The sequence below is a fragment of the Leifsonia sp. RAF41 genome (assembly GCF_052114085.1).
Lineage (GTDB): Bacteria > Actinomycetota > Actinomycetes > Actinomycetales > Microbacteriaceae > Leifsonia.
Window position 1 is genome coordinate 2,951,539 of the sequence record NZ_JBFREB010000001.1, and the last position, 26,988, is coordinate 2,978,526.

Genomic DNA, 26,988 nt, shown 5'->3' on the forward strand with positions numbered 1-26,988 from the left:
ATCGAGAGACCGTCGCCGTGGACGGTCATGAGGGGTTCGGGGTGGCCGCGGAATCGGATTGGACCAATCCATCACCCTCTTCGGCGACGAACACCGGACGTGACAGCGCAGAAGCCAGTGAAGAAGAGAATCGCCACCATCGCCTGGGCAGCGCTCGCCGGTGCGGTGAGCGGCGGTGTCTTTCTCGCCGCCGCCGAGCTGGTCGCGCTGCTGGTCGCCCGGGATGCCGGGCCGATCCTCGCGGTCGGCTCGTTCGTGGTCGACATCGTGCCCCGCTGGGCGAAAGAACTCGCCATCAACCTGTTCGGCTCGAACGACAAGCTGTTTCTGCTGTCCTCTCTCGGCCTCGCGGTACTGGTCGCGGCCGCGGCGGCTGGGGTGCTGGAGCTGTGGCGGCGCTGGGTGGGCGTCACCCTGTTCGCGCTGGCGGGGATCGCTGCTGTCGTGGCGACGGTGACGCGTGCCGCAGCGAGCCCTCTCGCCTTCTTGCCGTCTGCGGTCGGGGCGGTCGCCGGAGCCGTCATGCTGCGGCTCCTGATCAGCAGCCTGCGCCGCTGGCGCGAGGGTGGCCTGGATGCGGCGGGTACTGCCGCGACGGGCGTCGACCGCCGCCGGTTCCTGCTGCTCACGTCGGTCGCCGCACTGGGAGCGGCCGTCGCAGGAGTCGGGTCCCGGCTCGGCTCGGCCGCCACCTCGTCCATCGCCGCGATCCGGGCCGCCGTGAAGCTGCCTGCCCCCGGCTCCCGTGTCCGCGTCCCGGACGGTGCCGACCTGAAGATCCCGGGCATCTCCCCGCTGTTCACCCCGAACAAGGACTTCTACCGGGTGGATACGGCACTCACCGTGCCGTCGATCGACCCGGCCACCTGGCGCCTCACGATCGATGGGATGGTCGAGAAGCGCATCCAACTCTCCTTCCAGGATCTGCTGGATCTCGGCCTCGACGAGTACTCCGTCACCCTGACCTGCGTCTCGAACGAAGTGGGCGGCAACCTGGTCGGCTCGGCCCGCTGGCTCGGCATCCCGGTACGGTCGGTGCTCGCGATGGCCCGCCCGCGTTCCGGAGCCGACATGGTGCTCTCCCGGAGCATCGACGGCTTCACCGCCGGCACTCCGCTCGGAGCCCTGACCGACGCCAAGCGCGACGCCATCCTGGCCGTCGGGATGAACGGCGAGCCGCTTCCCCTCGAGCACGGTTTCCCGGTGCGGATGGTCGTGCCCGGCCTCTACGGCTACGTCTCTGCGACGAAATGGCTGACGGAGCTGAAGGTCACGACGTTCGCCGCCGACCAGGCCTACTGGACACCGCGCGGCTACAGCGCAAAGGCGCCGATCAAGCTGTCGAGCCGCATCGACACTCCGCGGGTCGACAAGCCGGTGTCGGCCGGCCCGACGAAGATCGCCGGGGTCGCGTGGGCGCAGACCGTCGGCATCCAGCGCGTCGAGGTGCAGATCGACAGCGGCGAGTGGAAAGAGGCGACCCTCTCCGCCCCGGTCAACACCGACACCTGGGTTCAGTGGTCGCTGGACTGGGACGCCACCGCAGGCAGTCACACCCTCTCGGTGCGCGCGACCGACCGCGCCGGACGCATGCAGGAGCAGAAGCGCGCGCCCATCGCACCGAACGGGTCGACCGGCTGGCAGCAGACGTTCGTCCGCGTCGGGTGACACCTCCTCACGCGTAGTTCGCTCGATACGATGCGACGCATGCCCATCAAACTGGAAAACGTCGGCATCGCCGTCCGCGATATCGAAGCGACGATCGCCTTCTTCACCGACCTCGGCCTCACGGTCGTCGGCCGTGACACGATCAGCGGCGAGTGGGCCGATACTGCCGTCGGGCTGGACGGGAACCACGCCAAGATCGCGGTGCTGCAGACGCCCGACGGAGGCGGTCAGCTCGAGCTGTTCGAGTACATCCACCCGGACGCCATCGAGACGGAGCCCACGCGTCCGAACGAGATCGGGATGCACCGCGTGGCCTTCTCGGTCGACGATATCGACGAAGCCCTCGCGATCGCCGCGAAGCACGGGTTCGCGCCGCTGCGAGGCGTCGCGACCTACGAGGACGTCTACAAGCTCAGCTACGTGCGTGGTCCGAGCGGCATCATCGTGATGTTCGCCGAGGACCTGACGAAGTGACGCCGGGTCGGGGGCACGCCCCGACTCACGCACGAGACGGGGCGCACTCCCCCGGATGACGGCTGCGAGTGCCGTCCGTATCCCCGGTTTAAAACATACGGACTTACCGGTTTGGTCGCAACCGTTGTGTCACGACGCCTCGAACGCGGGTCTGAGCGCCTGCCAGAGCCGAGCCACATCCGACGGAAGCCCCTCCAGCGTCCCGAGTTCGTCCGCGATCATGTACGCGCCGAAGAAGCCCTGGACGGCGACCCGGGCGAGCGCGGCAGCGTCCACTCGTTCGAGGTGCCTGTCGTCGATCTCCTGCTGCAACAGGCCGCCGATGACCACGACCCAGCGGTCGTAGGGGTTCTCATCCGGTGCCGGCGGGAACACCGTCTGCGTCAGCTTCATCGCAGCGCGGACCCGTACCTGGTCAACGAAGACCGCAGCCACCCTCTGCGTCAGCTCCTCGGCAGCGGCAAGCCCACGCAGTCCTGACTCCGCGACCTCGGCGATGATCACCGGCCAGTTGCCGTACTTGTCAGCGACCAGCGCCTGCGCGATGTCGAGCTTCGATCGGAAGTGGAAGTAGACGGCGCCCTTGGTGGCTCCCGTTCGCTCCACGATCCGCTCAAGACGGGCGCCCTCGTAGCCGTGCTCGTCGAACTCCACCGCGGCAGCATCGAGGATAGCGATCCGCGTGCGTTCGGCGCGTTCCTGTCTCGGCATCCCGCGTCGCCCGTCTTCCGAAGTGATGTGCTCGAGACGACGATATCGCGGGCACCCCCAGGTCTGGTGACAAGAGGACACCGCGAGCGGCTCTCAGCGCGGCAGTTCGCGCACTTCGGTCGTACGCTCGCCCGGGTTGTCGCCGGTGTTGACCGTTCCGGCGCGCTCGACCATGACCACGAGCGCCTCGCCGTCGGTGCGGGGACGATGCTCCACACCGGCCGGAACCACGAAGACGTCGTTCGCGCCGAGTTCTACGTCGCGATCCCGCAGTTGCAGGGTCAGCCGCCCCTCGACGACGAGGAACAGCTCGTCACTGTCGGGGTGCGCGTGCCAGACGAATTCGCCGGCGAGACGCGCGACCTTCACGTCGTGGTCGTTGACGCTGGCGAGCCGGTGCGGCTGCCACGGCTCGCGGATGAGGTCGAAGGCGGTGGAGAGGCTGGCGACGGATGCGTCCATGCCGCCAGCCTAGGCGGGCTCGCGTCTCCGCGGTCGCGCCGTCGGAGGCCGGTGGTTGGATGGGGTCGTGCTCCTCGACACGCTCGTCACGACGACCGAGGCCGTCGCCTCCACCCGCTCCCGCCTGGCGAAGGTGGATGCGCTGGCCGCGCTGCTCGGCCGCCTCGATCCGGAGGAGATCGCCCCGGCTGTGGGGTTCCTCGTCGGCAAGGCGCGACAGGGGCGGGTCGGGGTCGGCTGGCGCGGGCTGAACGGGGCGATGGGCGAGCCGGCGGCGGAGCCGACGCTGACCGTGGACGACCTGGATGCGCTTCTCGACCGGCTCGCCGCCCTCTCGGGCTCCGGCTCCGCGGGCGAGCGCAACCGTGCCTTGCGCGAGTTCACCGAGCGGGCGACCGTCCGCGAGCAGGACTTCGTCGCCCGCGTCCTGCTGGGCGAGATGCGGACCGGCGCGCTCGAGGGTGTGCTGATGGATGCGATCGCCCGCGCCTCCGAACGCCCCGGCGAGACCGTCCGCCGCGCCGCGATGCTGTCGGGCGACCTCGGCGAAACGGCTCGGCTGGCGCTGACCGGCAGTGCGGAGGAGCTGGAGGCGGTCGGCCTGCTGGTCGGACGGCCGGTGCTGCCGATGCTCGCGGCGTCCGCGTTGACGCCGACCGAGGCCCTCAGCACCACCGGGACGGCGTCGGTCGAGTACAAGCTCGACGGCGCGCGCATCCAGGTGCACCGGCACGGCGACGACGTGCGGGTCTTCACCCGCAACCTCGCCGACATCACCCACCGGCTGCCGGAGGTGGTGGAGGTGGTGCGGCGGCTCCCCGTCCAGGATGTGATCCTCGACGGCGAGACACTGTCACTCGACGAGGAGGGCGCGCCGCGGCCGTTCCAGGAGACGATGTCGCGTTTTGGCGCGGAGGCCGCGCGGGAGACCGTGCTGCACCCGTGGTTCTTCGATGTGCTGCACGTCGACGGACGCGACCTCCTCGATGAGCCGCTGTCCGTCCGCCTCGCGGAGCTGGAGCGGGTCGCGGGCGAGCACCGCATCCCCGGCGAGATCACCGACGACCCGGAGGTCGCGGAACGCGTCTCGAGGGATGCACTCGCCGCCGGTCAGGAGGGGGTGGTCGTCAAGGCGATCGACTCGCTGTATGCCGCCGGCCGTCGCGGGTCGAGCTGGATCAAGGTGAAGCCGGTCCACACCTACGACCTCGTCGTGCTGGCGGTGGAGTGGGGGTCGGGACGACGCCAGGGCCTGCTCTCGAACATCCACCTCGGCGCCCGCGATCCGGACGGCGATTTCGGCGAGCCTGGCGGGTTCGTCATGGTCGGCAAGACGTTCAAGGGGCTCACCGACAAGGTGCTGGCCTGGCAGACCGAGCACTTCCAGGAGATCGAGGTGCGTCGCACCGCCGGGACGGTGTGGGTCGCGCCGACGACCGTGGTGGAGATCGCGATCGACGGCGTGCAGCGCTCGAGCCGGTACCCGGGAGGGATCGCGCTGCGGTTCGCGCGCGTGAAGCGCTACCGCGACGACAAGGACGCGGGCGAGGCCGACACGATCGCGACACTGCGGTCCCTGCTGCGCGAGTAGCGCCGGCCGACCCATCGGTACGATGACCGCATGACGACCTCCTCCCCCGCCTGGGGCATCCTCGGAACGGGCGGCATCGCGGCCGCCATGACGCGCGACCTGCAGCTCGACGGCCACACCGTCGCCGCGGTCGGCTCGCGCACGGCGGAGTCGGCGGCCCGGTTCGCCGCAGCCAACGCCATCCCGCGCTCGCACGGCAGCTACGAGGATCTCGTCGCCGATCCGGATGTGGACATCGTCTACGTCGCGACTCCGCATCCCCAGCACGCCCCGAACGCCCTGCTCGCCCTCGCCGCCGGCAAGCACGTGCTGGTCGAGAAGCCGTTCACCATGAACGAGCGGGAGGCCCGGCAGATCGCCGACGCCGCCCACGCCGGCGGCCTGGTGGCACTCGAAGCGATGTGGACGCGCTGGCTGCCCCACATGGAGCGGCTGCAGGAGATCATCAGCGACGGCACCCTCGGCGAGCTGCGGTCGGTCGTGGCGCACCACGTCCAGCTCACCAATCCCGACCCGGAGGGCCGGATGCTGAAACGGTCGCTCGGCGGCGGCGCGCTGCTCGACCTCGGCATCTACCCGGTGTCCTTCGCCTGGGATGTGCTCGGCGCCCCGAGCGAGGTTCTCGCCCTCTCCACCCCCACGGCGACGGGCGTGGACCGCCAGACCTCCATCCTTCTGGGCTACGAGAGCGGCGCCCAGGCGGCCCTGACGACCGAGCTCGACGCCGCCGGCGACAACAGCGCCGTCATCGTCGGGACGGACGCCCGGGTCGAGCTCGACGCGACGTTCTACGCGCCGACCAGCTTTCGCGTCGTCGACCCGAAGGGCCACGTCATCGAGACGTACGAGTCGCGCATCGACGGACGTGGGATGCAGTACCAGGCCCGCGCGATCGAGCGGCTCATCGCCGCGGGAGGCGGCGAGGACGTTCGGCTGCCGCTCTCGCAGACGGTGGCGATCATGGGCACGCTCGACACCATCCGGGAACGCATCGGGCTCGACTACGAATAGGCCGGAACCCTTCCGCCTGCGCCAGGCACGGAGTTAGAGTGCGGCGAGGGCCGCTGGCCCGGCGGGAAGGAGCATCGAGGATGACGGATCTCTCCGGCAGGCGGGCGCTCATCACGGGAGGCGCCAGCGGCATCGGGCTGGCCTGCGCGGAGGCCTTCGCCGCCGCGGGGGCGCGGGTCACCATCGCCGACCTCAACGGCGCCGCCGCGCGCGACGTGGCGGAGCGGCTCGGGGGCGAAGCATGGGAGGTCGACCTCGCCGACACCGCCGCCCTCGCGGATGTCTCGGTGGAGACCGACATCCTCGTCAACAACGCCGGAATCCAGCACGTCCGACCCCTCCCCGAGTTCGAGCCGGAGACTTTCTCCCTCATGCTCCGGATCATGGTCGAGGCTCCGTTCCTCCTCATCCGCGCCGCGCTGCCCGGGATGTACGATCGCGGCTTCGGCCGTATCGTCAACATCTCGAGCGTCCACGGCCTGCGCGCCTCGGAGTTCAAATCCGCGTATGTGACGGCCAAGCACGCGCTTGAGGGCCTCTCGAAGACGACGGCACTCGAGGGCGGTCCGCACGGTGTCACCTCGAACTGCATCAACCCCGGCTACGTCCGAACGCCGCTCGTCGAGAAGCAGATCGCCGACCAGGCGCGCCTGCACGGCATCCCGGAGGACGAGGTGGTCGAGAAGGTCATGCTGACCGAGGCCGCGATCAAGCGCCTGGTCGAGCCCGCCGAGGTGGGCAGCCTCGCGCTGTGGCTGGTCGGCCCGGACTCCGGGATGGTCACGGGCGCGAGCTACACGATGGACGGCGGCTGGAGCGCTCGATGAGCGGCACCCCCTACGCAGCTGTGACCGCGACCGTTGCCGGCGGGCAGCTCGCCGGCGGCAGCTGGAATCCGGACGCGCCGGGGCTTCCCGTCCTGGCGCTCCACGGGATCACCGCGAATCACCTGTCCTGGCAGTTGGTGGCCTCGGCGCTGCCGGACACCCGGGTGATCGCGCCGGACCTCCGCGGCCGCGGACGGAGCGGCGAACTCCCGGGCCCCTTCACCCTCAACGACCTCGCGGACGACCTTGCCGGGATGCTCGACGCACTGGGTGTGGAGCGCGCAGTCGTCGCCGGTCATTCGATGGGAGCCTTCGTCGCGGTGCGTTTCGCCGAGCGCCACCCCGAGCGGGTGGTCAGGCTGGTGCTCGTCGACGGAGGCTTGCCCATCCCGTGGCCGCGGGACATCCCGCCCGAGCAGGTGACGGCGGTGGCGCTGGGGCCCGCCCTCGAACGGCTGCGGCGCACCTTCGCGTCCGCCGAGGATTACGAGCAGTTCTGGCGGCAGCATCCCGCAATCGGGCCCTGGTGGAACGACACGTTCGCCAGGTACGTCGCCTACGACCTCGTCGGCGAGGCGCCGACTCTGCGGTCCAGCGTCAGCGAGGAGGCCGTGTCGGTCAACTCGGTCGAGTTGTACGGCGACGGCGGCTACGCGGAGGCCCTCGCCGGGCTCGGCCTGCCGGTCGCGTTCATCCGCGCTCCGCGCGGGCTGCTCGACGGACCGCCGCTGTACCAGCCGACCGTCGTGGCCGAGTGGAAGGAACGGCTGCCGGGGATGAGCGTGCACGAAGCCGACGATGTCAACCACTACACGATCCTGATGACCGACCACGGACTGCGGCATGTGTTGCCGCTGCTCGATCCGCCCGCTGTTGAACCGCCCGCTTCCGACCCGAAGGAGTCACCCGCATGAGTGGAACGCTGCTGCCCGGCATCGACGCCCGCACCGTCCGCACCGACCGCTACACCGGCAACGTCCTGGAGCGCCCGGCCGACGGCGAACCGCTCCAGACCGTACTGTTCGTGCACGGCAACGTGTCGTCGTCGCTGTTCTGGCAGCCGCTCATGCTCTCGCTCCCGGGCGGCGTTCGTGCGTTCGCGGTCGACCTGCGCGGCTTCGGTGACAGCGAGATCCTCCCCGTGGATGCGACGCGCGGCGTCCGCGACTTCTCCGACGATGTCGCGGCGGTCGCCGACGCGCTCGGCCTGGGTGCCGTCCACATCGTCGGCTGGAGTCTGGGTGGCGGCGTCGTCATGCAGCTGCAGCTCGACCGGCCGGAGCTGGTCGCGAGCCTGACCCTCGTCTCGCCGGTGTCGCCGTACGGTTTCGGAGGCACGGCAGCGGACGGGTCCCTGCTCAATCCGGACGCGTCCGGTACGGGCGGCGGCGGCGCGAATCCGGACTTCGTCGCACGTTTGGAGGCGGGTGACACCGGCGAGGAGTCACCGACCTCCCCGCGGGCCGTCTACCGATCCTCGTACGTGGCGCCGGGCTTCGTCTCGGAGTACGAGGACCTCTGGGTGGAGTCGATGCTCTCCACCGCGACCGGCCCCGACAACTACCCCGGCGACGCCGGCACATCGGAGCACTGGCCCGGTTTCGGCCCGGGGACCCGCGGCATCCTGAACACGCTGGCCCCCACTTACTTCGATACGTCCGCGATCGTGGATGCGCCGGTGAAGCCGCCGATCCTGTGGATCCACGGGGATGTGGATGCGATCGTCGGCGACGCCTCCTTCTTCGACCTCAACCAGCTGGGCGCGGCGGGCATCATCCCCGGCTGGCCCGGCGCCGACGTGGCTCCCCCGCAGCCGATGCTCGCCCAGACGCGCGCCGTCCTGGACCGCTACGCGGCGGCTGGGGGACAGACACGGGAGGTGGTCTTCGAGAACTGCGGACACTCCGCCCACATCGAGAAGCCGGAGGAGTTCCGCGCCGAGCTGCTCGCCTGGATCAGCTGAGACACGCGGCGCGGAGACGCCACCTGACGATCTCGCGTCACACCGTGGTGTCGAGCCTCCCCGCCTCCAGCCCCAGCATTCCCTCGACGGCACGGGCGAGCGCGGCCGCACGACCGGTGGTCGCGGGCCAGCGGACGAGCGCCTGCGCGTTCAAGCCGTCGATCATCCCGAGAAGCTGCCAGGCGGCGGCCGCCGCGTCGTCGGTGACGAACACGCCGGCGGCGACACCGTCGGCGATCACGCCGTGGATGTGCGCCTGCCACGCATCCATCTGGTCCCGGACCGCCTCGGCGAGCGCCTCATTGCGGCGGCCGAGCGCCCAGGCCTCCACCCAGACGACTGTCACGTCGTCCCGCGAACCGTCGAGCAGGGTGCTCAGCAGAGCGGAGAGTCGGCGTTCGGGGCTCCCTGCCTCCTGCTGCAGCGCCCGCACCTCGGCGAGCTCGGCACCCACGACAGCGGTGAAGGCGGACGCGACGAGCTGATCCATCGCGGGATGGTAGTGGGCGACGAGCGCGGGCGTCACGCCGGCGCGAGCGGCGACGCTCCGCAGGGTCACGGCGGCGAGACCATCGGCGAGCGCCAGATCGCGCGCCGCGGCGGCCAGTTCGGCGCGGCGCTCCTCGGGCGGTCGGCGGGCTGCTCTTGACATGGTTCGCCCAGTATAGGTAACTTCATGACACCTATTGATCATTTGATCAACAAATGGTCGCCGACCGACGGAGGACACGATGACCTGGCGCATGCCCGCCGAGACGGCTCCCCACGAGCGCACCTGGATGGCGTTCCCGCGAGCCGGGCTCACCCTCGGAGACGACGCCGCGTCCGCTGAGGAGGCGTACGCCGCCTGGACCGCTGTCGCGCACGCCGTCGCCGAGTACGAGCCGCTCACGATGCTCGTCGACCCCAGCGAGCGCGAGCGCGCACGACGCATGCTCGGCAGCCACGTGGAGCAGGTGGAGGCACCGCTGGACGAATTCTGGATGCGCGACTTCGGCCCCACCTTCGTCGTCGACGACGAGCGCCCCGGCGTCCTCGGCGCCGTCGACTGGACGTTCAACGGCTGGGGCGAGCCGGGGTGGGCGGAGTGGCAGAAGTCCGCCGAGATCGCTCGCTTCGTGGCCGAGCAGACCGGCGCAGAGCTGATCAGCTCGCTCCTCGTGAACGAGGGCGGCGGCATCCACGTCGACGGCGAGGGCACGGTGCTCCTGACCGAGACGGTCCAGTTGGACCCCCGGCGCAACAAGTACGCCGACAAGGCGCGCGTGGAGGCGGAGCTCGCCCGGACCATCGGCGCGACCCACGCCATCTGGCTGCCCCGCGGCCTGACCCGCGACTACGACGACTTCGGGACCAACGGCCACGTCGACATCGTGGCGACCATTCCCTCGCCCGGCACTCTGCTACTGCACGCGCAGCGCGATGCCGAGCACCCCGACTTCGCGGTCTCTCGCGACCTGCGCGCGCTGCTGTCGGAGACGACGGATGCCGCGGGCCGCAGCTGGGACATCGTCGACCTCCCGGCGCCGGCGACCCTCCGCGACGAGGAAGGCTTCGTCGACTGGAGCTACGTGAACCACCTGGTCGTCAACGACGGCATCGTGGCGTGCGGCTTCGGCGAGGAGCGTGCGGACGCCGAGGCGACCGAGATCCTGGAGGCGGTGTACCCGGGACGACGGGTGACGATGATCGACTCGCGGCCGATCTTCGCGCGCGGCGGCGGCATCCACTGCATCACCCAGCAGCAGCCCGCCCTCCCGGAGGCGCAGGAGGCGACACGATGACGTTCGACGTCGTCGAGGCGTCCATCGCCGACCTGCGGCGAGCGCTGGAGTCCGGCCGGACGACGAGCGAGGACCTGGTCCGGGCGTATCTTGCGCGGATCGACGCGTACGACGCGTCGGGCCCGATGCTCAACGCCGTCGTGGTCCGCAACCCCGACGCTCTCGCGGAGGCGCGCGCCTCCGACCAGCGGCGCGCTCGCGGGGAGACGCTGGGGCCGCTGGACGGCATCCCCTACACCGCGAAGGACAGCTACCTGGCGCGCGGACTGACGGCCGCGGCCGGCTCGCCCGCCTTCGAGCACCTGGTCGCGCAGCGGGACGCCTTCACGATCGAGCGGCTGCGCGCGGGCGGCGCGATCCTGCTCGGGCTCACCAACATGCCGCCGATGGCGAACGGCGGGACGCAGCGCGGGGTCTACGGGAGGGCGGAGTCGCCGTACAACGGCGACTACCTGACCGCCGCGTTCGGGTCGGGCTCCTCCAACGGATCCGGCACCGCTACGGCCGCCAGCTTCGCCGCGTTCGGCCTCGGTGAGGAGACCTGGTCGTCGGGTCGCGCTCCCGCATCCAACAACGCCCTCTGCGCCTACACGCCGTCGCGGGGCATCATCTCGGTGCGGGGCAACTGGCCCCTGGTGCCGACGATGGATGTGGTGGTGCCGCACACGCGCACCATGGCCGACCTGCTCGAAGTGCTGGACGTCATCGTCGCCGACGACACGGAGACCCGCGGCGACTTCTGGCGGGCGCAGCCGTGGGTGCCGCTGCCCGCCGCCTCCGAGCTGCGGCCTGCGTCGTATCGTCGGCTGGCCGAGGCCGGCTCACTCGCCGGGCGACGGTTCGGCATCCCGCGGATGTACATCAACGCCGACCCCGCGGCAGGGACGGCCGAGCATCCGGGAATCGGCGGCGCGACCGGGCGGCGCATCGAGACCCGCGCGTCCGTCATCGCCCTCTGGGAGGAGGCACGGCGGGACCTCGAGGCGGCGGGTGCGACCGTCATCGAGGTCGACTTCCCGGTGGTCTCGAACTACGAGGGCGACCGGCCGGGAGCCCCCACGATCGCGACGCGCGGTCTGGTGACGCCGGAGTTCCTGCGTCGCGAGATCGTCGACCTCTCGGCCTGGGCGTGGGACGACTTCCTCGCCGCGAACGGCGATCCGGAACTCCGTACGCTCGCCGACGTCGACGGTGCGCGCATCTTCCCCCAGCCTGCTGGCGCCCTCCCCGACCGCTACGACGGCTTCGAGGACGACATCGCCGACTACCCCGCCTGGGTGCGCGAGCATCCCGGCACGACGCTCGACGACATCCCGGAGCTCGCCGACGGTCTGCGCGGCCTGGAGGAGACGCGCCGGGTCGACCTGGAGGAGTGGATGGATGGGCTCGGACTCGACGCGGTGGTCTTCCCGGCCGTCGCGGACGTGGCTCCGGCCGACATGGACGTGAACCCCGCCTCGGCCGACCTCGGGTGGCGCAACGGCGTGTGGGTCGCGAATGGCAACCTCGTGCCGCGGCACCTCGGCATCCCCACCGTCACTGTTCCGATGGGAACGATGGCCGACACCGGGATGCCCGTCGGCCTGACGTTCGCCGGCCGGGCCTACGACGATTCGGCGCTCCTGTCGCTGGCCGCGGCGTTCGAGGCCACCGGCGCCCGCCGCACGGAACCGCCGCGCACGCCGCGCCTCCCGTAGCCGCGCCTGCGTAGCCCGCACGCTCCGATTCGTGCCGAATGTCGCTTATGGGCGGTCCAAAGCGAAAATTCGGCACGAATGTGCCGCGCTCGGAGCTCGCGATTTGTGCCAAATGGTGGTTATCGGAGCGGCATTACCGCGATTTGGCGCAAATCTCGGGCTCGGGCAACGAGTGACGGCCTCTCAGCCGTGGCTCAGCCGGCGACGCCGACCGCGCGGCGCTCCGTGTCAGGCCGACCGAGCGCCTCGAGCATCGCGGCGGCGAGGTCGGCGCGCGAGATGGTGAACCCGCGCGGGACGGCGCCGCCGACACGCGTGCGGTAACGACCCGTGGCCCGACCGTTCGTCAGCATCGGCGGCCGCAGGGCGGTCCAGACGGTGTCGGATGCGGCGAGCGCCTCCTCCATCTCGCGGAGGTCGTCGTAGACCGGCCGCAGTGCGCGTCCGACGAGCGGGAGGGCGATCCTCCTGCTGATGAAGCTGTCGTCGGCGGGGGGCGGTCCCACGGGCGCTGCGCTGATGACGACGATGCGACCGGGGGCGGCCGCAAGGATGTGCCGGGTCGCGGGGGCGGCGACGGGAGCATCGGCACGCGAGCGCGGCCCGATCGCGGAGAGAACCGCGTCTGCCTCCCCGATCGCCGCACGCACGGCTGCCGTGTCGGCCAGATCGGGCACGATGCGTTCCGTCGCGCCGGCGGGGAGGCTCGTCGGACGGCGCACGACGGCGGTGACCTCGTCGCCACGTTCGAGCGCTTGGGATACGAGCTGGGTGCCGGTTCGTCCGCCGGCTCCGAAGATGACGATTCTCATGTCGTCATGATAAGTGATAATCACATCGCCGTGCAATCACGGTTCGGTACGATATTGAGATGCCGGAACCGGAGATCGCCCCGCTCGAAGCGCGCGCCAGCTTCCTCCTGTCGCAGCTCGGGTTGCAGAGCGCGCAGCGCTTCACGGCTGCACTCGCACCGCTCGGGATCACCCCCAACCGCTTCGGCGTGCTGGCCCACCTCGCCCGCCAGGAGGGTCGAACGCAGCAGGAGCTCGCCACCGCTCTCGGGCTTCACCGCAACTCGATGGTCGGGATGATCGACGACCTCGAGGAGCGCGGGCTCGTCGAACGGCGACGGCACCCGGACGATCGCCGCGCCTACGCCATCCACCTGACCCCGGCCGCGCGCGAGGTGCTCGCCGCCGGGGACCGGCTCGCCGCGGAGCAGGAGGAGGCGCTGCTGGCACCGCTCGACGCCGGCCAGCGCGCTGAGCTGCTCGAGACCCTGACCCGGCTGGTCGCGGCTGCCGGTTACCGCACGGGCGTCCACCCCGGCCTCGGCGGGCGGCACTGACCCGCGCCCACCCCCGCTCCCGCCCCGTCGAGATTTGCGCCAAGTCGCGGTTATCGGCACCGCATTCCCTTCATTTGGCGCAAATCGTGCGCCGCGCGTCCGTCGGAGGGGTGATGCGGATGCGCCGGGGGATGGACGCGCGTCCCCTCTCGTGACTGCGAGCGTGGGGGTATGCACTCCACGAAGTCACGCATCCTCGGCGCAGCCCTGTCCGTCGCCGCCGCATCCGTCGCGCTGAGCGTCGCCCTGTCGGGATGCTCGGCCGTCACGAGCGGAGCGCTCGCACAGCCTGCGAGCGCAGGCGGATCCCTGCAGGCGGGTGCGGTGCCGGGCGGCGACGGTGGCTTGTCCGACGACGACGGTTACATCGCCGACGGCTCATCAGTGCCCCTCGACAGCGACCTCCCGGCCGTGACCCGGCTCGACCCTGAACTGCTGTCGGCCCTCCGCGATGCGCAGCGCGCCATGCAGGAGGAAGGCAGCGGCTCCGGGATCACCATCGCCGATGGCTGGCGATCCGAGCGCTACCAGGAGCACCTGTTCGCGCAGGCGGTGCGCGACTACGGCAGCGAGGAGGAGGCCGAGAAGTGGGTGAAGCGCGGAAGCGACTCCGCCCACGTACGCGGCGAAGCGGTCGACATCGCGGACGCCGGAGCGATGGACTACCTCAACCGGTACGGCTCCGCCTGGGGGCTGTGCCAGGTCTACGCGAACGAGGCTTGGCACTTCGAGCTGCGCACGCAGCCCGGCGGCGAGTGCCCCGCCCAGTCACCCGACGGCCGCGGCTGATCCGTCAGCAGACCTCGTTGGCAATCATGGTGTTGGTGCCCACCTGGATGGCCGTGACGGTGCCACCCGCGTAGAGATCGCGGAAGAGCATCCAGCGGCTGCCGTCCGTGATCCCGTAGGTCGGAACGCCGCTCTCCTGCGTCACGCGGAGCTCCGGGTAGGCGGCCTTCAGTTGATCGAGCGAGGAGCCGATCCCGATCCCGGTGGCCGTGCGCGGCGAGCGCTCGACGTCGGCCGCGGCGGGCGCCGCCGTCCCCTTCCAGAAGACGGTGGACTCCGCGGCCCGGGAAGGGTCTCCGCGCTCGGCGCGGACACTGGCATTGAATTGACCGGTCAGGACGTACACGAAAGCCGAGCATTCCGCGTCCGGAGCGCGCAGTTGCCGGAAGGCGGCGAGCTCACCGGGAACGTCCGCCAGCGGCGCCCCCGAGACGAGCGGTCCGATCGCGTCGAACGAGATCACCCACGTGGCCGGATCGGCCGGGTCCGTCGACGGGGTAGGCGTCGGCGTAGGAGTCGGGGGAGGAGTCGCAGTCGTGGCTGCGGAAGGCGTCGGCGATGCCGAAGCCCTGGGCATCTCCGCCTCCGCATCCACCCCCGTGCATCCGGCCATCGTCACGGTGAGCGCCACCGCGCACACCAGCGCGAATCCGCGCGCCCTCACTCCCGCCACAACCATCCCCCTCGGTATGAAACGACCCCTGGCCGCAGCATAGTGACACGCTCACTAAACTGGAGCGCGTGTCCAAGGTATTGAGCAGTCTGCCCGTCGGTGAACGAGTCGGAATCGCGTTCTCGGGAGGGCTCGATACCTCCTGCGCGGTCGCATGGATGCGCGAGAAGGGCGCCGTGCCGTGCACGTACACCGCCGACATCGGCCAGTACGACGAACCCGACATCGCGGCCGTCCCGGGTCGTGCCCACGAGTACGGAGCCGAGATCGCCCGGCTCGTGGATGCGAAGCGCGCGCTCGTCGAAGAGGGCCTGATCGCGCTGCAGTGCGGCGCGTTCCACATCCGCTCGGGCGGCAAGACCTACTTCAACACCACTCCCCTGGGCCGCGCGGTCACCGGCGTCATGCTGGTGCGCGCGATGATGGATGACGGCGTCGAGATCTGGGGCGACGGCTCGACCTACAAGGGCAACGACATCGAGCGGTTCTACCGCTACGGCCTCATCGCCAACCCGCGCCTCCGCATCTACAAGCCGTGGCTCGACGCCGCGTTCGTGGAGGAGCTGGGCGGCCGGACCGAGATGAGCGAGTGGCTCGTCGCCCGCGGCTTCCCGTATCGCGACGCGACCGAGAAGGCGTACTCGACGGACGCCAACATCTGGGGCGCCACCCACGAGGCGAAGCGCTTGGAGGAGTTGGATGCCGGGCTCGACATCGTCGACCCGATCATGGGGGTCGCGGCGTGGCGCGACGACGTGCAGGTGACGCCGGAGACGGTTTCCGTGCGCTTCGAGGCCGGGCGTCCCGTCGCCATCAACGGCGTCGAGTTCGATGACCCGGTGGCCCTCGTGCTGGAGGCGAACGCCATCGGCGGCCGTCACGGGCTGGGCGCGTCCGACCAGATCGAGAACCGCATCATCGAGGCGAAGAGTCGCGGCATCTACGAGGCGCCGGGCATGGCGCTGCTGCACATCGTCTACGAGCGGCTCCTGAACGCGATCCACAACGAGGACACCGTCGCGAACTACCACAACGAGGGCCGCCGCCTCGGCCGCCTGATGTACGAGGGCCGCTGGCTGGACCCGCAGTCGCTCATGCTCCGCGAGTCCCTGCAGCGCTGGGTCGGCTCCGCCATCACCGGCGAGGTCACCCTGCGCCTGCGCCGCGGCGACGACTACACCATCCTCGACACGACCGGCCCCGCGCTCAGCTACCACCCCGAGAAGCTATCCATGGAGCGGGTCGGCAACTCGGCGTTCGGCCCGGGCGACCGCATCGGCCAGCTGACCATGCGCAACCTCGACATCGCCGACTCCCGCTCCCGCCTGGAGCAGTACGCGGCGTCCGGCCTCATCGGCGGCCCGACCGGTGAGCTGGTCGGCGAGCTGGAGGCGGGACGCGCCCGCGCGATCCTCGAAGGCGTCGAGCCGATCGACGAGGCGCTCTCGCGCGACATCGACCTCAGCTCCGAGGGCGCGGCGTTCGACTCCGGCACCGACTGAGCTGTCGGATGCGGCGCACCGAGCGCCACATCCTCGTTCGATCCGTACCATGAGGGTATGGACGCGCGCGCGGCGGAGGCGGAGGAGCACCGCCCTGAGAACTGGCCCCTCGGCCGGCTGCTCGGTGCCGCATCCCGGGCGGTCGAGCGGGCCTGGGCGGATGCTCTCGAGGCACGCGGCCTCACCCACGCCGGCCTGATCGTGCTGCACCTGCTCGAGCTGGGCTTCGACTCGCAATCCGATCTGGCGCGGATGGCGCAGGTCGAGCCGCAGACCATGTCCGGCACGGTCGACCGGCTGGTGCGGGAGGGGCTCGTCACCCGGACGCCCGACCCGGCCGACCGCCGGCGCCACGTCCTGGCGATCACGCCGGAGGGGCGCACGGCGTTCGCCGGTGTGCGGGGCCTGGAGGACGAGGTCTTCCCCGACGTCGGCGACCCGGCCGCCCTGCGCGCCGCGCTCGTGCAGATCGTCTCCGCGCGGTCATGACCGCCTCCCACCGCGTCGCCGTGCTGGTGCTGGAGGGCGCGAAGCCGCTCGACGTCGGCATCCCGGCGCAAGTGTTCTCGCACCGGGAGAGCATGCCGTACGAGGTGCGCGTGTGCGGGGCGGCGCCCGGCCTCGTGACGGGAGGGGACGGGCTGTCGTACCACGTGGCCGATGGTCTGGAGGCCCTCGCGCAGGCGGACACCGTGTTCGTGCCGGGCTACCGCAACCCGGCCACGACGGACCCTCCCGCGGCGGTCGTCGGCGCCCTGCTCGCGGCTCACGAACGCGGCGCGCGACTGGCTGCGATCTCGACCGGAGCGTTCGCCCTGGCGGCGACAGGGTTGCTCGACGGTAAGCGGGCGACGACGCACTGGCATTACACGCGCGCGCTGGCGGAGCGGCATCCTCTCGTCCGGGTCGATGAGAACGTGTTGTTCGTCGACGAGGGCGACATCCTCACCTCGGCCGGTGCCGCATCCGGAATCGACCTCTGCCTGCACCTCGTGCGGCGGGATCACGGGGTCGGACTGTCGAACAGGGTCGCCCGGCGACTGGTTGCGGCTCCGTACCGGAGCGGCGGGCAGGCGCAGTACGTGCCGCGCAGCGTCCCGGAGCCGCTCGGCGACCTGTTCGCGGAGACCCGCGACTGGGCGCTCGCCCGCCTCGCCGAACCGCTGACGCTGGAGGAGCTCGCCCGGAACGCGAACGTCTCCCCTCGGACGTTCTCACGACGCTTCGTCGAGGACACCGGCTACACACCGATGCAGTGGGTGCTGCGCGCCCGCGTCGACCTGGCGCGCGAGCTGCTGGAGCGGACGGATCTGGGCGTCGAGCAGATCGCCGCCCGCGTGGGACTCGGGACGGGCGCGAACCTCCGCCTGCACTTCCAGCGCATCCTGGGCACATCGCCGACGGAGTACCGTCACACCTTCTCGGCCTGACCTCTCGCGTCGAGTTGCGACATCATGTCGCAACTCGGCCCCCGTTACGGCATCTACTCACGACTCGACCGCGGCCCCGGGAGGTGCCTGGCGGGATACTTACGGTAGGTGGCGCAATGTCTGGCGGGATGCTTGCGATACGTGTCATTCGTGCCTCTGGCGAGCTCACGGAGGCTCACGGAGCATGGATGCGGTACACGAAAGGAACCCCATGACCCGCATCGCCATCAATGGCTTCGGCCGCATCGGCCGCAACACCCTCCGCGCCCTGCTGGAGCGCGACTCCCACCTCGAGGTCGTCGCCATCAATGACCTCACCGCCCCCGCGACGCTCGCTCACCTGCTGAAGTACGACAGCTCCCTCGGCCGCCTGGGCCGCACCGTCGAGGTCGACGGCGACGCGCTGGTGGTCGACGGCCACCGCATCCGCGTGCTCGCCGAGCGCGAGCCCGCCGACCTGCCGTGGGCGGAGCTGGGGGTGGATGTGGTGCTCGAGTCCACCGGACGCTTCACCTCCGCCGGCGCTGCCCGCGCTCACATCGCCGCTGGCGCGAAGCGCGTCCTGGTGAGCGCGCCCGCCGACGGCGCGGACGTCACCCTCGCCTACGGCGTCAACACCGACGCCTTCGATCCGGAGAATCACGTAATCGTCTCCAACGCCTCCTGCACGACGAACGCGCTCGCTCCGCTCGCGCAGGTGCTGGACGACCTCGCCGGCATCGAGCACGGCTTCATGACGACCGTTCACGCGTACACCCAGGAGCAGAATCTGCAGGACGGCCCGCACCGCGACCTCCGCCGTGCGCGTGCGGCCGCTGTGAACATCGTCCCGACGACGACCGGCGCGGCCAAGGCCATCGGTCTCGTGCTGCCGCAGCTCGACGGAAAGCTCTCGGGTGACTCCATCCGCGTCCCCGTCCCGGTCGGGTCCATCGTGGAGCTGAACACCACGGTCGCCCGTGATGTCACGCGCGACGAGGTGCTCGCCGCGTACCGCGCGGCCGCCGACGGCCGACTGCGCGGCATCCTGGACTACGCCGACGAGCCGCTGGTCTCCAGCGACATCACCGGTCAGCCGGCTTCGTCGATCTTCGACGCCGCTCTCACGCGGGTGGACGGCCGCCACATCAAGGTCGTCGCCTGGTACGACAACGAGTGGGGCTTCTCCAACCGCGTCGTCGACACGCTGGAGCTGTTGGCGCGCGCCTGATCAGGCCACCGTTACCTCGGTCGCAGGCTCCCTCGGCGCTGGGGCCGCGGCACCGCTCCGCGCTGCCCTATAGCTCCACCGCGCGCGGCACCTTCACCGTGAGACTCGACGGGTCGACCCAGGTCCGGAGCGCGGACGCGCGACCGAACAGGTCGCCGTCCAGCTCCACCTCCTCAGCGCGGCTCAACCGCATGACGAACTCGCTCCCCTTCAGGTAGTTCATCGCGCGGACCTCGTGGTCGGCGCCCATCAGGCGCCGGCCCACGCTGGTCCGGCGGAGGACGCCGTTCTCCCAGAAGATCTTGACCGCGATCTGCACCCACCCGATGAAGCCCTCGGGCCGCAGCACGATGATGTCGAACTCGCCGTCATCCACGGCCGCGTCGGGAAGCAGGAGGACGTTGGCGGGCAGCGAGCCGCAGTTGCCGATCAGGACGGTGTGGGCACGCGCCGAGTGCTGCCCGCCCTTGTCGAGCTGGTAGCGGATGCGGAGCTCGTTCTTGTCGCGCAGCACCTTCCCTATCGCCTTCACGTAGGCGAGCCAGCCGTGGCGCGCTTTGAGGTCGTCGTCGGTCGCGGCGATCATCTGGGCGTCGATACCGACCCCCGCCATGACCAGATAAGCGTGCCGCCGGGTGGGTCCGCTGCCGTCGCGGAGTTCGACGACGCCCATGTCGATCGCCCGATCGCCGCCGTCGAAGGCTGAGTCGAGCGCGTTCTCCACGTCGTCCAGGGTCAGATCGAGGTTGCGGGCGAGCAGGTTGCCGGTGCCGGAGGGCAGTAAGGCGATCGGCACCCCCGTGCCGCGCAGGGTTTCGGCGACCGTGCGCACCGTCCCGTCGCCACCGGCAGCGATCACGACGTCGACGCCGCGTTCGAGGGCCTCCTTCGCCTGGCCTGTCCCCGGGTCGTCCTCGGTCGTCTCGAGCCAGAGGGTCTCTGCCCAGCCCCAGCGCTTCTCGGCGGCCGCGAGCGCTTCGCGCAACGCGGGCTCATCCACCTTCACCGGGTTCACGACGATGGCAGCGGTTCTCGGTTGCTCGGGCATACCCCGGACAGTACCGGCGATGGGGCGGCTGCGGAAGCGGAGCGAAGACGCGAAGGGCGGTCAGCCCTTGCCCTTGCCCTTGTCCTTCCCCTTCCCAGGAGGAGTCTTATCTTTGCCCGGGCCAGGAGCCGGCTTCGCTGGCTCCTGCTTCGCCGGTGCCTGCTGCACCGGCTGCTGCGGGACGGTCTGTGTCGGTTCCTGGGTCGGAGCCACGGCGGGGGCAACCGTCGCGGGCGGGGCCTGCACGCTCGGGGTCGGCCGCGGGGTCGTGGGAACGGTCTGCGGCTCCGCCGACCCCGGCGCCATCACGCTTCCGAGCGCAAGCGCGGAGGCGACGACCAGGATCGACCCGGCGACGGCACCGGCGGCGACGAGACCGCGACGGCGGCGCGGCTCCGGCCGCGAGCGCGTCGTCCGCCGAGCGGGCAGCACCCGCGTCGGCCCGGTCTCGCTCTCCGCGACGGGAGTCGTCACGCCCGCAGCCGCCGCGACCGGCACACCGCCGAATGACGACATCGGCACGGTCGCCACGTCTTCCGGCGCCTCGGGTGCCCAGCCGGCCAGTTGCGGCGCAAGCTCCCGGGCCATCACGGCAACCTCCATCGCGTTCGGCCGCAGATCGGGATCCCGCGCTGTCATCGCGGCGAGCAGCCCGCGCCAGTCCTCCGGGAGAGATGCGGGGATGCGCGGGTCGCGCGCCGCCCGCGCCGCCACGGCCTCCACCGGGTTGCCCGGGTACTCGCGCACGCCGGTGAGCGACTCGAGCACCACCAGTCCGAGGGAGTAGATGTCCGCCGCCGGCCCCGGTTCGCCGGCGAAGATCTGCTCGGGGCTGAGGTAGCCGGCCGTTCCGATGACCGTGCCGATGGTCGTGATCCGCTCGGACCCGACCAGGTGCGCGATGCCGAAGTCGGCGAGCTTAACGACCGGCCGGCCGCCGGGAATGCTGGAGTCGGCGAACAGGATGTTGCCCGGTTTCAGGTCGCGGTGCACCATCCCGGCGTCGTGCACGACGACGAGCGCCTCCGCGATACCGGCGGCCACCTCGATCGCCTCCTCGGTCGGCAGGGGACCGCCTTGGAGGCGACTCCGGAGGTCCTCGCCGTCCACCAGCTCCATCACCAGGAAGCTGGGCGTCGCGTCGCCGTCGGAGGCGAGGTGGGCATCGTGCAGGGCGACCAGGTGCGGGTGACTCAGCCGCGCGAGCATCGTGGCTTCGGTGCTCCGCCGGGCGTCATCCACGGCGGTTCCCGCGGCGAACACCTTGACGGCGACCTCTCGGTTCAGCCGGCGGTCGAGCGCACGGAAAACCGTCGCCATTCCGCCACGACCGAGTTGGTCGTGCAACTCGTACCGCTCGAGGAGCACTCTTTCATCCACCGCGCGAGCATACGCGCCCATCTTGTGGCCGTGAATCCGCCGACAGTAAGGTCCACCCCCGTTGCGTCCCGGGCAGAGGAGGGCATCACTGGGGAGGGTGAAGCACGAACCGGAAGCGACTCCGCCCGACACGGGCGTTCTCGAGGCGCTGCAGGTCTATCGTGCGGCGGAGGCGGCCATGCGCCGACGCACCGGCTCGGCTATGGGGATCGGCGAGAACGATCTGCTCGCGCTCCGCCTCATCCTCGACAACACGGCGGCCGGGCGGCCCACCTTCGCGAAGGACATCAGTGCGTACCTCGGCGTCTCCAGCGCCTCCACAACCCTGCTCGTCGACCGGCTGGCCCGCGCCGGCTTCGTCGAGCGGCGGCCGAGCCGCATCGACAAGCGTTCCGTCGAGCTGCTCCCGACCCGCGCGGCTCTGGGCGACACCGGTCCCCTTCTCGCGGCGGCGCAGGAACAGATCGCGGCCGCGACAGCGGAGTTGAGCCCGGATGAAGCGGAGACCGTGACACGCTTCCTCACCAAGATGCGCGAAACGGTCGACCGCATCGCGGCGGAACGCATCGCTAGAACCAAACGAACCTGAAGTCAAGGGGATTGCTAGGCATTTGAAGTAGTTGTTTCGTGGATCCCGTCTAGGAAAGGACACTTCTCCATGAACATCCTGCTCATCATCGTCGCGATCATCGCGATCATCCTGCTGCTCACCGGTGGGTTCGTTTCCTCGCTGAACTTCCTCCTGTGGGTCGGCATCATCCTGCTCGTCCTGGCTGTGATCGTCTGGCTGGTGCGGCTGCTCACGGGGAGCCGTCGAGTCTAGGCGGAGGCACCCATGAGTCTCGGCGCGGGGATCTTCCTCGTCGTGGTGGGCGCGATCCTCGCGTTCGCCCTCAACCTCCAGGTCGGCTGGATCGACCTGCACCTGGTGGGGTACATCCTGATGGTGGCCGGAGTCATCGGCATCATCATCGGGATCGTGCTGCTCACCCGGCGTCGCACTTCCGTCGCTACCACCCGTACGGCCGTCGATCCTGCGACGGGTGAGCGGATCACGCGCCGGACGGGCGAGTCGGACGACATCGTCTGACACCCCTCTCTGAAACCCAGAAGACCCCGTGCTCACGGCACGGGGTCTTCTGCATTTCCGGCGTCAGTCCATCGTGTCGAGGATGCCCGCCAGGTCGTCGAACGTCGTGAGCGGGTTCAGGATGGCGAACCGCGTGTTCGGCCGGCCCGCGTGCGAGCTCGGGGTGACGAACGCGCGCTGCTCGTCCAGCAGACGGGCGGACCACACGGCGTAGTCCTCCTTGCTCCAGCCGTCCCGTTCGAAGACCACCACGGAGAGCTGCGGTCGGCGCACCAGGCGGAAGCCGTCGCGCCGCTCGATCTCGTCGGCGATCTGCTCGGCCAGCCGGATGGACGCGGTGACCGCGTCGCGGTAGGCCGCCGCACCGTGCGAGGCGAGCGAGAACCAGAATGGCAGGCCGCGGGCGCGCCGGGTCAGGTGCGCGGCGTAGTCGGAGGGGCTCCACTCGGTGTTGTCCGTCAACGTGTCCAGGTACTCGGCGTGCTGGGTGTGCGCGCGCCGACCGGCCTCGGGGTCGCGGTAGATGAGCGCGCACGCGTCGAACGGCGCGAACAGCCACTTGTGCGGGTCGACGATGACGGAGTCTGCGTGCTCGACCCCCGCGAACCGGTCCCGCGCGAGCGGAGACAGCATGCCGGCGAGGCCGTACGCGCCGTCGACGTGCAGCCAGAACGAGAACTCCGACTTCAGTGCGGCCACCGACGCGATGTCGTCGACGATGCCGAAGTTGGTGGAGCCGCCGGTTGCGACCACCGCGAACACCGCATCCCCGTACTCCTGGAGCGCCGGACGCACGACATCACCCGTCAGGACGCCGGACTCGCCGGGCGAGACGGCGACGACCTCCACATCCATCACCCGGGCGGCGGACGAGATGGACGAGTGCGCCTCGGCGCTGCAGACGATCACCCAGCGACCGGCGGGGTTCCCGCGCTCGGTCCGGGCCGCGTCGCGCGCGGCGACCAGGGCGGACAGGTTGCCGAGCGTCCCGCCCTGCACGAAGACGCCGCCAGCGGTGGACGGCAACCCGAACTCGCCCGCCAGCCAGGAGAGCACCTGGTTCTCGGCGTAAACGGCGCCGGAGCCCTCCAGCCACGATCCGCCGTAGACGGCACTCGCGGACACGACCAGGTCGAATGCGGTCGCCGCCTTCGTGGGCGCGGTCGGGATGAACGACAGGTAGCGCGGGTGGTCCGTGGTGATGCAGGCGGGCGCGAGGACGTGCTCGAACAGGGCGAGGGCGCGCTCGGCGCCGATTCCCGTCTCGGAGACGGTCTGGCCGGCAAGCCGGCGCAGTTCGAACTCGGGCAACGGCTTGTCGAGCGGGGTGTCCTCGCTCAGGATGCGGCGGCGCGAGTAGTCGAGCACGAGGTCGACGAGCTCCCGGGTCTCGGGCGTCACCGCGTGCATGCGGTCGTGGAGCGGGGTGGGCTTCTGGGACATGGAACCTCCGACGGATATGCTTTCACACAGATCGAGCATCCGTTTGCCCTCATCTGCAACGACGTTGCGCATCGCGTGCGCAGACGCACGAATCACGCGTGATCGGCTCCGCTATCGCTCGTTCTGCTACGTTCGAGCGGTGAGTGACACACCCGCGGCCGACATCCCGACCGACGCGGCGCTCGTCGATCGCCTCATCGCCGAGCAGCATCCGGAGCTTCGGGCGGAGCTCCGCCTGGTGTCCGACGGCTGGGACAACCAGCTGTACCGGCTGGGCGAGCGGTTCGCCGTCCGAGTCCCCCGCCGGGAGGTCGCCGCACACCTGATCGAGCATGAGCAGCTCATGCTGCCCGGCATCGCCGCGCGCGTCAGCGCACCGGTGCCCGTGCCGATCCGCGTCGGTATCCCCTCTGCGACCTTTCCGTGGCCCTGGAGCGTCGTCGAGTGGTTCGACGGGACGGACGGCGCCTCGGTGGGCACGGACGCCCGCACGCCCCTGGCGGAGCCGCTCGCCGGTTTCGTCGGCGAGCTCGCCATCCCCGCGCCGGATGCGCCCCGCAACCCGGTCCGCGGCGTGCCGCTCGCCTCGCGGCACGAGGCAGTGCGAACGCGCCTGAGGTCCCTCGCCGGACGGATGGAGGTGGCGCACCTGGAGGAGGCGTGGCGCCGAGCGCTCGACGCCCCCGCCTGGGACGGTCCGCCCATTCTGCTCCACGGCGACCTGCACCCGGGCAATCTGCTGCTCGGTCCCGACGGTTCGCTCGCCGCGGTGCTCGACTTCGGGGATGTGACCTCTGGCGATCCCGCGACCGATCTGGCGACCGCGTGGCTGACATTCGACGGGGACGCCCGCGGGCGCTTCCGGCGAGCGCTCAACCACCAACCTGACGCCGCCACCTGGCGACGTGCGCGCGGCTGGGCCGTGGCGATGGCCTCGGCACTCGCGACGGCCTCCGACGACAATCCGCGCATGGCCGCACTGGCCCGGCACGCGCTGGAGCAATTGGAGGAGTGAGCGGAGCGGGCGCTACATCCCGCGCTCGTGCGTGGACCCGGTCACCGGCTGGCCGTCCTCGTCGATGGCGATGAGCCCGCTGGAACTCGCCGCGGCCGTGGCCAGCCGCTCGACCCAGTCGCGATCCAGCGACGGCAGACGCGACCCGCTGTAGCGGAACCGCAGCGGGATCGACGGGTCGATCCAGATGGTCGTCCGCCCGTCCCCGTTCTCCGAAGCCTCCCGCCAACTGAGGGCGAATGACTCCTTGCGGCGCAGCTTCGAGACGATCACCACCTCGAGGTGTGCCAGCACGCGGTCCTCGAACGAGATCTGCGTGCTGCTGTCGTACATCAGGTATCCCACAAGGCACCTCCACGCTCACCGTACGCTACTGAAGCGCTCGCGAGGGCGTCGAGCGCTGCCTGGGCGCCGGGCAACGGAAAACGGAGGAGGTCACGACCGAATCGACCGTGACCTCCTCCGTTTTTAGAGGCTGCTGGGTGCCCTACCAGTCGTTGCCGACGCGGATGAGCTTCTTGTTGACGAACTCGTCGGCGCCGAACCGGCCGAGCTCGCGTCCCGAACCGGACCGCTTCACGCCACCGAACGGCAGCTCGGCTCCGTCGGCGAGGACGACGTTGACGAAGACCATGCCGGCCTCGATGCGGTTCGCGACGCGCTCGGCCTGCTCCTTGTCGGTGGTGTAGAGGTAGGAGCCGAGTCCGAACGGGGTGTCGTTGGCGATGCGGACCGCCTCCTCCTCGTCCTGCGCGCGGAAGACCTGCGCGACCGGTCCGAAGAACTCCTCCTGCGACGCCGGGTTCTCCGGCGTCACGTCGGTGAGCACCGTGGTCTCGAAGAACGCTCCGTTACGGCCTCCGCCGCGGACCAGGGTGGCGCCGTTCTCGACCGCGCGCTTCACCTGCTCGTCGAGGTTCTCCGCCGCCTTCAGCGACGAGAGCGGGCCGAGCGCCGACTCGTCGCTGGTCGGGTCACTGGCCTCGACCTCGGCCAGCTTGGCCGTGAACTTCTCGAGGAACGACGGGTAGAGCTCGTCGATGACGACGAACCGCTTGGCCGCGTTGCAGGACTGGCCGCTGTTGTCGAGACGCGCATCCACCGCGTTCTGCACGGCCGCATCCAGGTCGTCGGTGGAGAGCAGGATGAACGGGTCGGAACCGCCGAGCTCGAGCACGACCTTCTTCAGGTTGCGGCCGGCGATCTCGGCGACCTTCGCGCCGGCGCGCTCCGAGCCCGTGAGCGAGACACCCTGCACACGTGGGTCCGCGATGACGGTCTCGATCTGGTCGTGGTCGGCGTAGATGTTGATGTACGCGCCCTCGGGGAAGCCCGCGTCGAGGAAGATCTGCTGGATCGCGGCCGCCGACTCCGGGCACTGCTCCGCGTGCTTGAGCAGGATGGTGTTGCCGATCACCAGGTTCGGGCCGGCGAAGCGCGCCACCTGGTAGTACGGGAAGTTCCAGGGCATGATGCCGAGCAGCACTCCGAGAGCCGAGCGGCGGATGACGGCGGTGCCGTCGCCGTCCAGCAGCGTGATCGGCTCGTCCTTCAGGAACTCGTCCGCGTGGTCGGCGTAATACTCGTAGATCGCACCCGCGAAATCGACCTCGGCGAGCGCCTGCTCGACCGGCTTGCCCATCTCGAGCACGATGATGTCCGCCAACTCCTGGCGGCGCTCCAGGTGCAGTTCGCCGACGCGGCGGATGAGAGCGGCGCGCTCCTGCCCGGTGGTCGAACGCGACCACGTGCGGAACGTGTCGTCGGCGGCGGCGATCGCGGCCGTCAGGTCGGCGTCGCTGATGGTGTCGAAGGTCTTGACCGTCTCGCCGGTGGCGGGGTTGGTCACGGCGTAGCTCATGGCACTCCTCA

The 26,988-nt window shown here is 70.5% G+C and carries 30 protein-coding genes; 20 read left to right on the forward strand and 10 right to left on the reverse strand.

Going from position 1 to position 26,988, the window contains the following annotated elements:
- The first annotated feature begins 117 nt into the window (after positions 1–117).
- Both AB4Y74_RS14325 and AB4Y74_RS14330 read left to right on the forward strand, forming a co-directional pair.
- The gene (locus AB4Y74_RS14325; protein WP_441799730.1) at positions 118–1,668 is read left to right on the forward strand and encodes a molybdopterin-dependent oxidoreductase; all 1,551 of its coding nucleotides are present in this window, start codon (positions 118–120) and stop codon (positions 1,666–1,668) included.
- 39 nt (positions 1,669–1,707) lie between these two features.
- A complete protein-coding gene (locus tag AB4Y74_RS14330) occupies positions 1,708–2,142 on the forward strand; it encodes a VOC family protein (RefSeq protein ID WP_441799731.1) in 435 nt (144 codons plus the stop codon).
- A gap of 129 nt (positions 2,143–2,271) precedes the next feature.
- On the opposite strand, the gene AB4Y74_RS14335 is transcribed toward AB4Y74_RS14330, so the two are convergent.
- Positions 2,272–2,853: a TetR family transcriptional regulator gene (locus tag AB4Y74_RS14335; protein WP_441799732.1), complete on the reverse strand. Its 582-nt coding sequence runs from the start codon at positions 2,851–2,853 to the stop codon at positions 2,272–2,274.
- Between the two features lie 93 nt (positions 2,854–2,946).
- Complete coding sequence (locus tag AB4Y74_RS14340; RefSeq protein WP_441799733.1) at positions 2,947–3,315, reverse strand: cupin domain-containing protein; 369 nt, start codon at positions 3,313–3,315, stop codon at positions 2,947–2,949.
- A 67-nt stretch (positions 3,316–3,382) separates the two neighbouring features.
- Here AB4Y74_RS14340 and AB4Y74_RS14345 point away from each other — a divergent pair, with 67 nt between their 5' ends.
- From AB4Y74_RS14345 to AB4Y74_RS14365, 5 genes are all read left to right on the forward strand, one after another.
- Positions 3,383–4,906, forward strand: a complete 1,524-nt coding sequence (locus AB4Y74_RS14345) for an ATP-dependent DNA ligase (protein ID WP_441799734.1) — start codon at positions 3,383–3,385, stop codon at positions 4,904–4,906.
- A gap of 30 nt (positions 4,907–4,936) precedes the next feature.
- The gene (locus AB4Y74_RS14350; protein ID WP_441799735.1) at positions 4,937–5,917 is read left to right on the forward strand and encodes a Gfo/Idh/MocA family protein; all 981 of its coding nucleotides are present in this window, start codon (positions 4,937–4,939) and stop codon (positions 5,915–5,917) included.
- An 80-nt stretch (positions 5,918–5,997) separates the two neighbouring features.
- Positions 5,998–6,744, forward strand: a complete 747-nt coding sequence (locus AB4Y74_RS14355; protein ID WP_441799736.1) for a 3-hydroxybutyrate dehydrogenase — start codon at positions 5,998–6,000, stop codon at positions 6,742–6,744.
- The gene (locus tag AB4Y74_RS14360) at positions 6,741–7,658 is read left to right on the forward strand and encodes an alpha/beta hydrolase (RefSeq protein ID WP_441799737.1); all 918 of its coding nucleotides are present in this window, start codon (positions 6,741–6,743) and stop codon (positions 7,656–7,658) included. The genes AB4Y74_RS14355 and AB4Y74_RS14360 overlap by 4 nt, the downstream gene beginning before the upstream one ends.
- Complete coding sequence (locus tag AB4Y74_RS14365; protein ID WP_441799738.1) at positions 7,655–8,707, forward strand: alpha/beta fold hydrolase; 1,053 nt, start codon at positions 7,655–7,657, stop codon at positions 8,705–8,707. Before AB4Y74_RS14360 ends, AB4Y74_RS14365 begins: the two co-directional genes overlap by 4 nt.
- 37 nt (positions 8,708–8,744) lie before the next feature.
- On the opposite strand, the gene AB4Y74_RS14370 is transcribed toward AB4Y74_RS14365, so the two are convergent.
- Positions 8,745–9,359: a TetR/AcrR family transcriptional regulator gene (locus tag AB4Y74_RS14370; RefSeq protein WP_441799739.1), complete on the reverse strand. Its 615-nt coding sequence runs from the start codon at positions 9,357–9,359 to the stop codon at positions 8,745–8,747.
- A gap of 79 nt (positions 9,360–9,438) precedes the next feature.
- Between AB4Y74_RS14370 and AB4Y74_RS14375 the strand changes: the two genes are divergently transcribed.
- Positions 9,439–10,491 (forward strand): agmatine deiminase family protein, encoded by a 1,053-nt coding sequence (locus AB4Y74_RS14375; protein ID WP_441799740.1) that lies wholly within the window; start codon positions 9,439–9,441, stop codon positions 10,489–10,491.
- A complete protein-coding gene (locus AB4Y74_RS14380; protein WP_441799741.1) occupies positions 10,488–12,188 on the forward strand; it encodes an amidase in 1,701 nt (566 codons plus the stop codon). Before AB4Y74_RS14375 ends, AB4Y74_RS14380 begins: the two co-directional genes overlap by 4 nt.
- A gap of 194 nt (positions 12,189–12,382) precedes the next feature.
- On the opposite strand, the gene AB4Y74_RS14385 is transcribed toward AB4Y74_RS14380, so the two are convergent.
- Positions 12,383–13,000 carry an NAD(P)-dependent oxidoreductase gene (locus AB4Y74_RS14385; protein WP_441799742.1) on the reverse strand — a complete coding sequence of 206 codons (618 nt, stop codon included), beginning with the start codon at positions 12,998–13,000 and terminating at the stop codon, positions 12,383–12,385.
- Between the two features lie 59 nt (positions 13,001–13,059).
- Between AB4Y74_RS14385 and AB4Y74_RS14390 the strand changes: the two genes are divergently transcribed.
- On the forward strand, positions 13,060–13,536 hold the full coding sequence (locus AB4Y74_RS14390) for a MarR family winged helix-turn-helix transcriptional regulator (protein ID WP_441799743.1): 477 nt from the start codon (positions 13,060–13,062) through the stop codon (positions 13,534–13,536).
- Between the two features lie 171 nt (positions 13,537–13,707).
- Entirely contained in the window at positions 13,708–14,325 is a 618-nt protein-coding gene (locus AB4Y74_RS14395) for a M15 family metallopeptidase (RefSeq protein ID WP_441799744.1), read from the forward strand.
- Positions 14,326–14,329: 4 nt separating this feature from the next.
- On the opposite strand, the gene AB4Y74_RS14400 is transcribed toward AB4Y74_RS14395, so the two are convergent.
- Positions 14,330–14,788 carry a hypothetical protein gene (locus tag AB4Y74_RS14400; RefSeq protein ID WP_441799745.1) on the reverse strand — a complete coding sequence of 153 codons (459 nt, stop codon included), beginning with the start codon at positions 14,786–14,788 and terminating at the stop codon, positions 14,330–14,332.
- A gap of 73 nt (positions 14,789–14,861) precedes the next feature.
- Between AB4Y74_RS14400 and AB4Y74_RS14405 the strand changes: the two genes are divergently transcribed.
- The 5 genes from AB4Y74_RS14405 (at position 14,862) to gap (ending at position 19,140) form a co-directional block, all read left to right on the forward strand.
- Positions 14,862–15,041, forward strand: coding sequence for a hypothetical protein (locus tag AB4Y74_RS14405; protein WP_441799746.1), 180 nt, complete (start codon positions 14,862–14,864; stop codon positions 15,039–15,041).
- Positions 15,042–15,066: 25 nt separating this feature from the next.
- Complete coding sequence (gene argG, locus AB4Y74_RS14410; RefSeq protein WP_441799747.1) at positions 15,067–16,500, forward strand: argininosuccinate synthase; 1,434 nt, start codon at positions 15,067–15,069, stop codon at positions 16,498–16,500.
- A gap of 57 nt (positions 16,501–16,557) precedes the next feature.
- On the forward strand, positions 16,558–16,989 hold the full coding sequence (locus AB4Y74_RS14415) for a MarR family winged helix-turn-helix transcriptional regulator (RefSeq protein ID WP_441799748.1): 432 nt from the start codon (positions 16,558–16,560) through the stop codon (positions 16,987–16,989).
- Positions 16,986–17,930, forward strand: a complete 945-nt coding sequence (locus AB4Y74_RS14420; protein ID WP_441799749.1) for a GlxA family transcriptional regulator — start codon at positions 16,986–16,988, stop codon at positions 17,928–17,930. Before AB4Y74_RS14415 ends, AB4Y74_RS14420 begins: the two co-directional genes overlap by 4 nt.
- A 211-nt stretch (positions 17,931–18,141) precedes the next feature.
- Positions 18,142–19,140, forward strand: a complete 999-nt coding sequence (gap, locus tag AB4Y74_RS14425; RefSeq protein ID WP_441799750.1) for a type I glyceraldehyde-3-phosphate dehydrogenase — start codon at positions 18,142–18,144, stop codon at positions 19,138–19,140.
- Positions 19,141–19,207: 67 nt separating this feature from the next.
- On the opposite strand, the gene AB4Y74_RS14430 is transcribed toward gap, so the two are convergent.
- Positions 19,208–20,188 carry a diacylglycerol/lipid kinase family protein gene (locus tag AB4Y74_RS14430; RefSeq protein ID WP_441799751.1) on the reverse strand — a complete coding sequence of 327 codons (981 nt, stop codon included), beginning with the start codon at positions 20,186–20,188 and terminating at the stop codon, positions 19,208–19,210.
- A gap of 60 nt (positions 20,189–20,248) precedes the next feature.
- Positions 20,249–21,568: a protein kinase domain-containing protein gene (locus tag AB4Y74_RS14435; RefSeq protein WP_441799752.1), complete on the reverse strand. Its 1,320-nt coding sequence runs from the start codon at positions 21,566–21,568 to the stop codon at positions 20,249–20,251.
- 97 nt (positions 21,569–21,665) lie between these two features.
- On the opposite strand from AB4Y74_RS14435, the gene AB4Y74_RS14440 reads away from it, so the two are divergent.
- The 3 genes from AB4Y74_RS14440 (at position 21,666) to AB4Y74_RS14450 (ending at position 22,658) form a co-directional block, all read left to right on the forward strand.
- Positions 21,666–22,157: a MarR family winged helix-turn-helix transcriptional regulator gene (locus tag AB4Y74_RS14440; protein WP_441799753.1), complete on the forward strand. Its 492-nt coding sequence runs from the start codon at positions 21,666–21,668 to the stop codon at positions 22,155–22,157.
- 69 nt (positions 22,158–22,226) lie between these two features.
- Positions 22,227–22,391 carry a hypothetical protein gene (locus AB4Y74_RS14445; RefSeq protein ID WP_285115337.1) on the forward strand — a complete coding sequence of 55 codons (165 nt, stop codon included), beginning with the start codon at positions 22,227–22,229 and terminating at the stop codon, positions 22,389–22,391.
- 12 nt (positions 22,392–22,403) lie between these two features.
- Positions 22,404–22,658, forward strand: a complete 255-nt coding sequence (locus AB4Y74_RS14450) for a DUF6458 family protein (protein ID WP_441799754.1) — start codon at positions 22,404–22,406, stop codon at positions 22,656–22,658.
- Between the two features lie 63 nt (positions 22,659–22,721).
- Here AB4Y74_RS14450 and AB4Y74_RS14455 read toward each other — a convergent pair whose 3' ends face one another.
- Positions 22,722–24,101: a pyridoxal phosphate-dependent decarboxylase family protein gene (locus AB4Y74_RS14455; protein ID WP_441799755.1), complete on the reverse strand. Its 1,380-nt coding sequence runs from the start codon at positions 24,099–24,101 to the stop codon at positions 22,722–22,724.
- A gap of 139 nt (positions 24,102–24,240) precedes the next feature.
- On the opposite strand from AB4Y74_RS14455, the gene AB4Y74_RS14460 reads away from it, so the two are divergent.
- A complete protein-coding gene (locus AB4Y74_RS14460; protein ID WP_441799756.1) occupies positions 24,241–25,116 on the forward strand; it encodes an aminoglycoside phosphotransferase family protein in 876 nt (291 codons plus the stop codon).
- Positions 25,117–25,128: 12 nt separating this feature from the next.
- On the opposite strand, the gene AB4Y74_RS14465 is transcribed toward AB4Y74_RS14460, so the two are convergent.
- Both AB4Y74_RS14465 and AB4Y74_RS14470 read right to left on the reverse strand, forming a co-directional pair.
- On the reverse strand, positions 25,129–25,449 hold the full coding sequence (locus tag AB4Y74_RS14465; RefSeq protein WP_441799757.1) for a DUF7882 family protein: 321 nt from the start codon (positions 25,447–25,449) through the stop codon (positions 25,129–25,131).
- A gap of 154 nt (positions 25,450–25,603) precedes the next feature.
- Positions 25,604–26,977: an NAD-dependent succinate-semialdehyde dehydrogenase gene (locus tag AB4Y74_RS14470; protein WP_441799758.1), complete on the reverse strand. Its 1,374-nt coding sequence runs from the start codon at positions 26,975–26,977 to the stop codon at positions 25,604–25,606.
- Positions 26,978–26,988 lie beyond the last annotated feature (11 nt).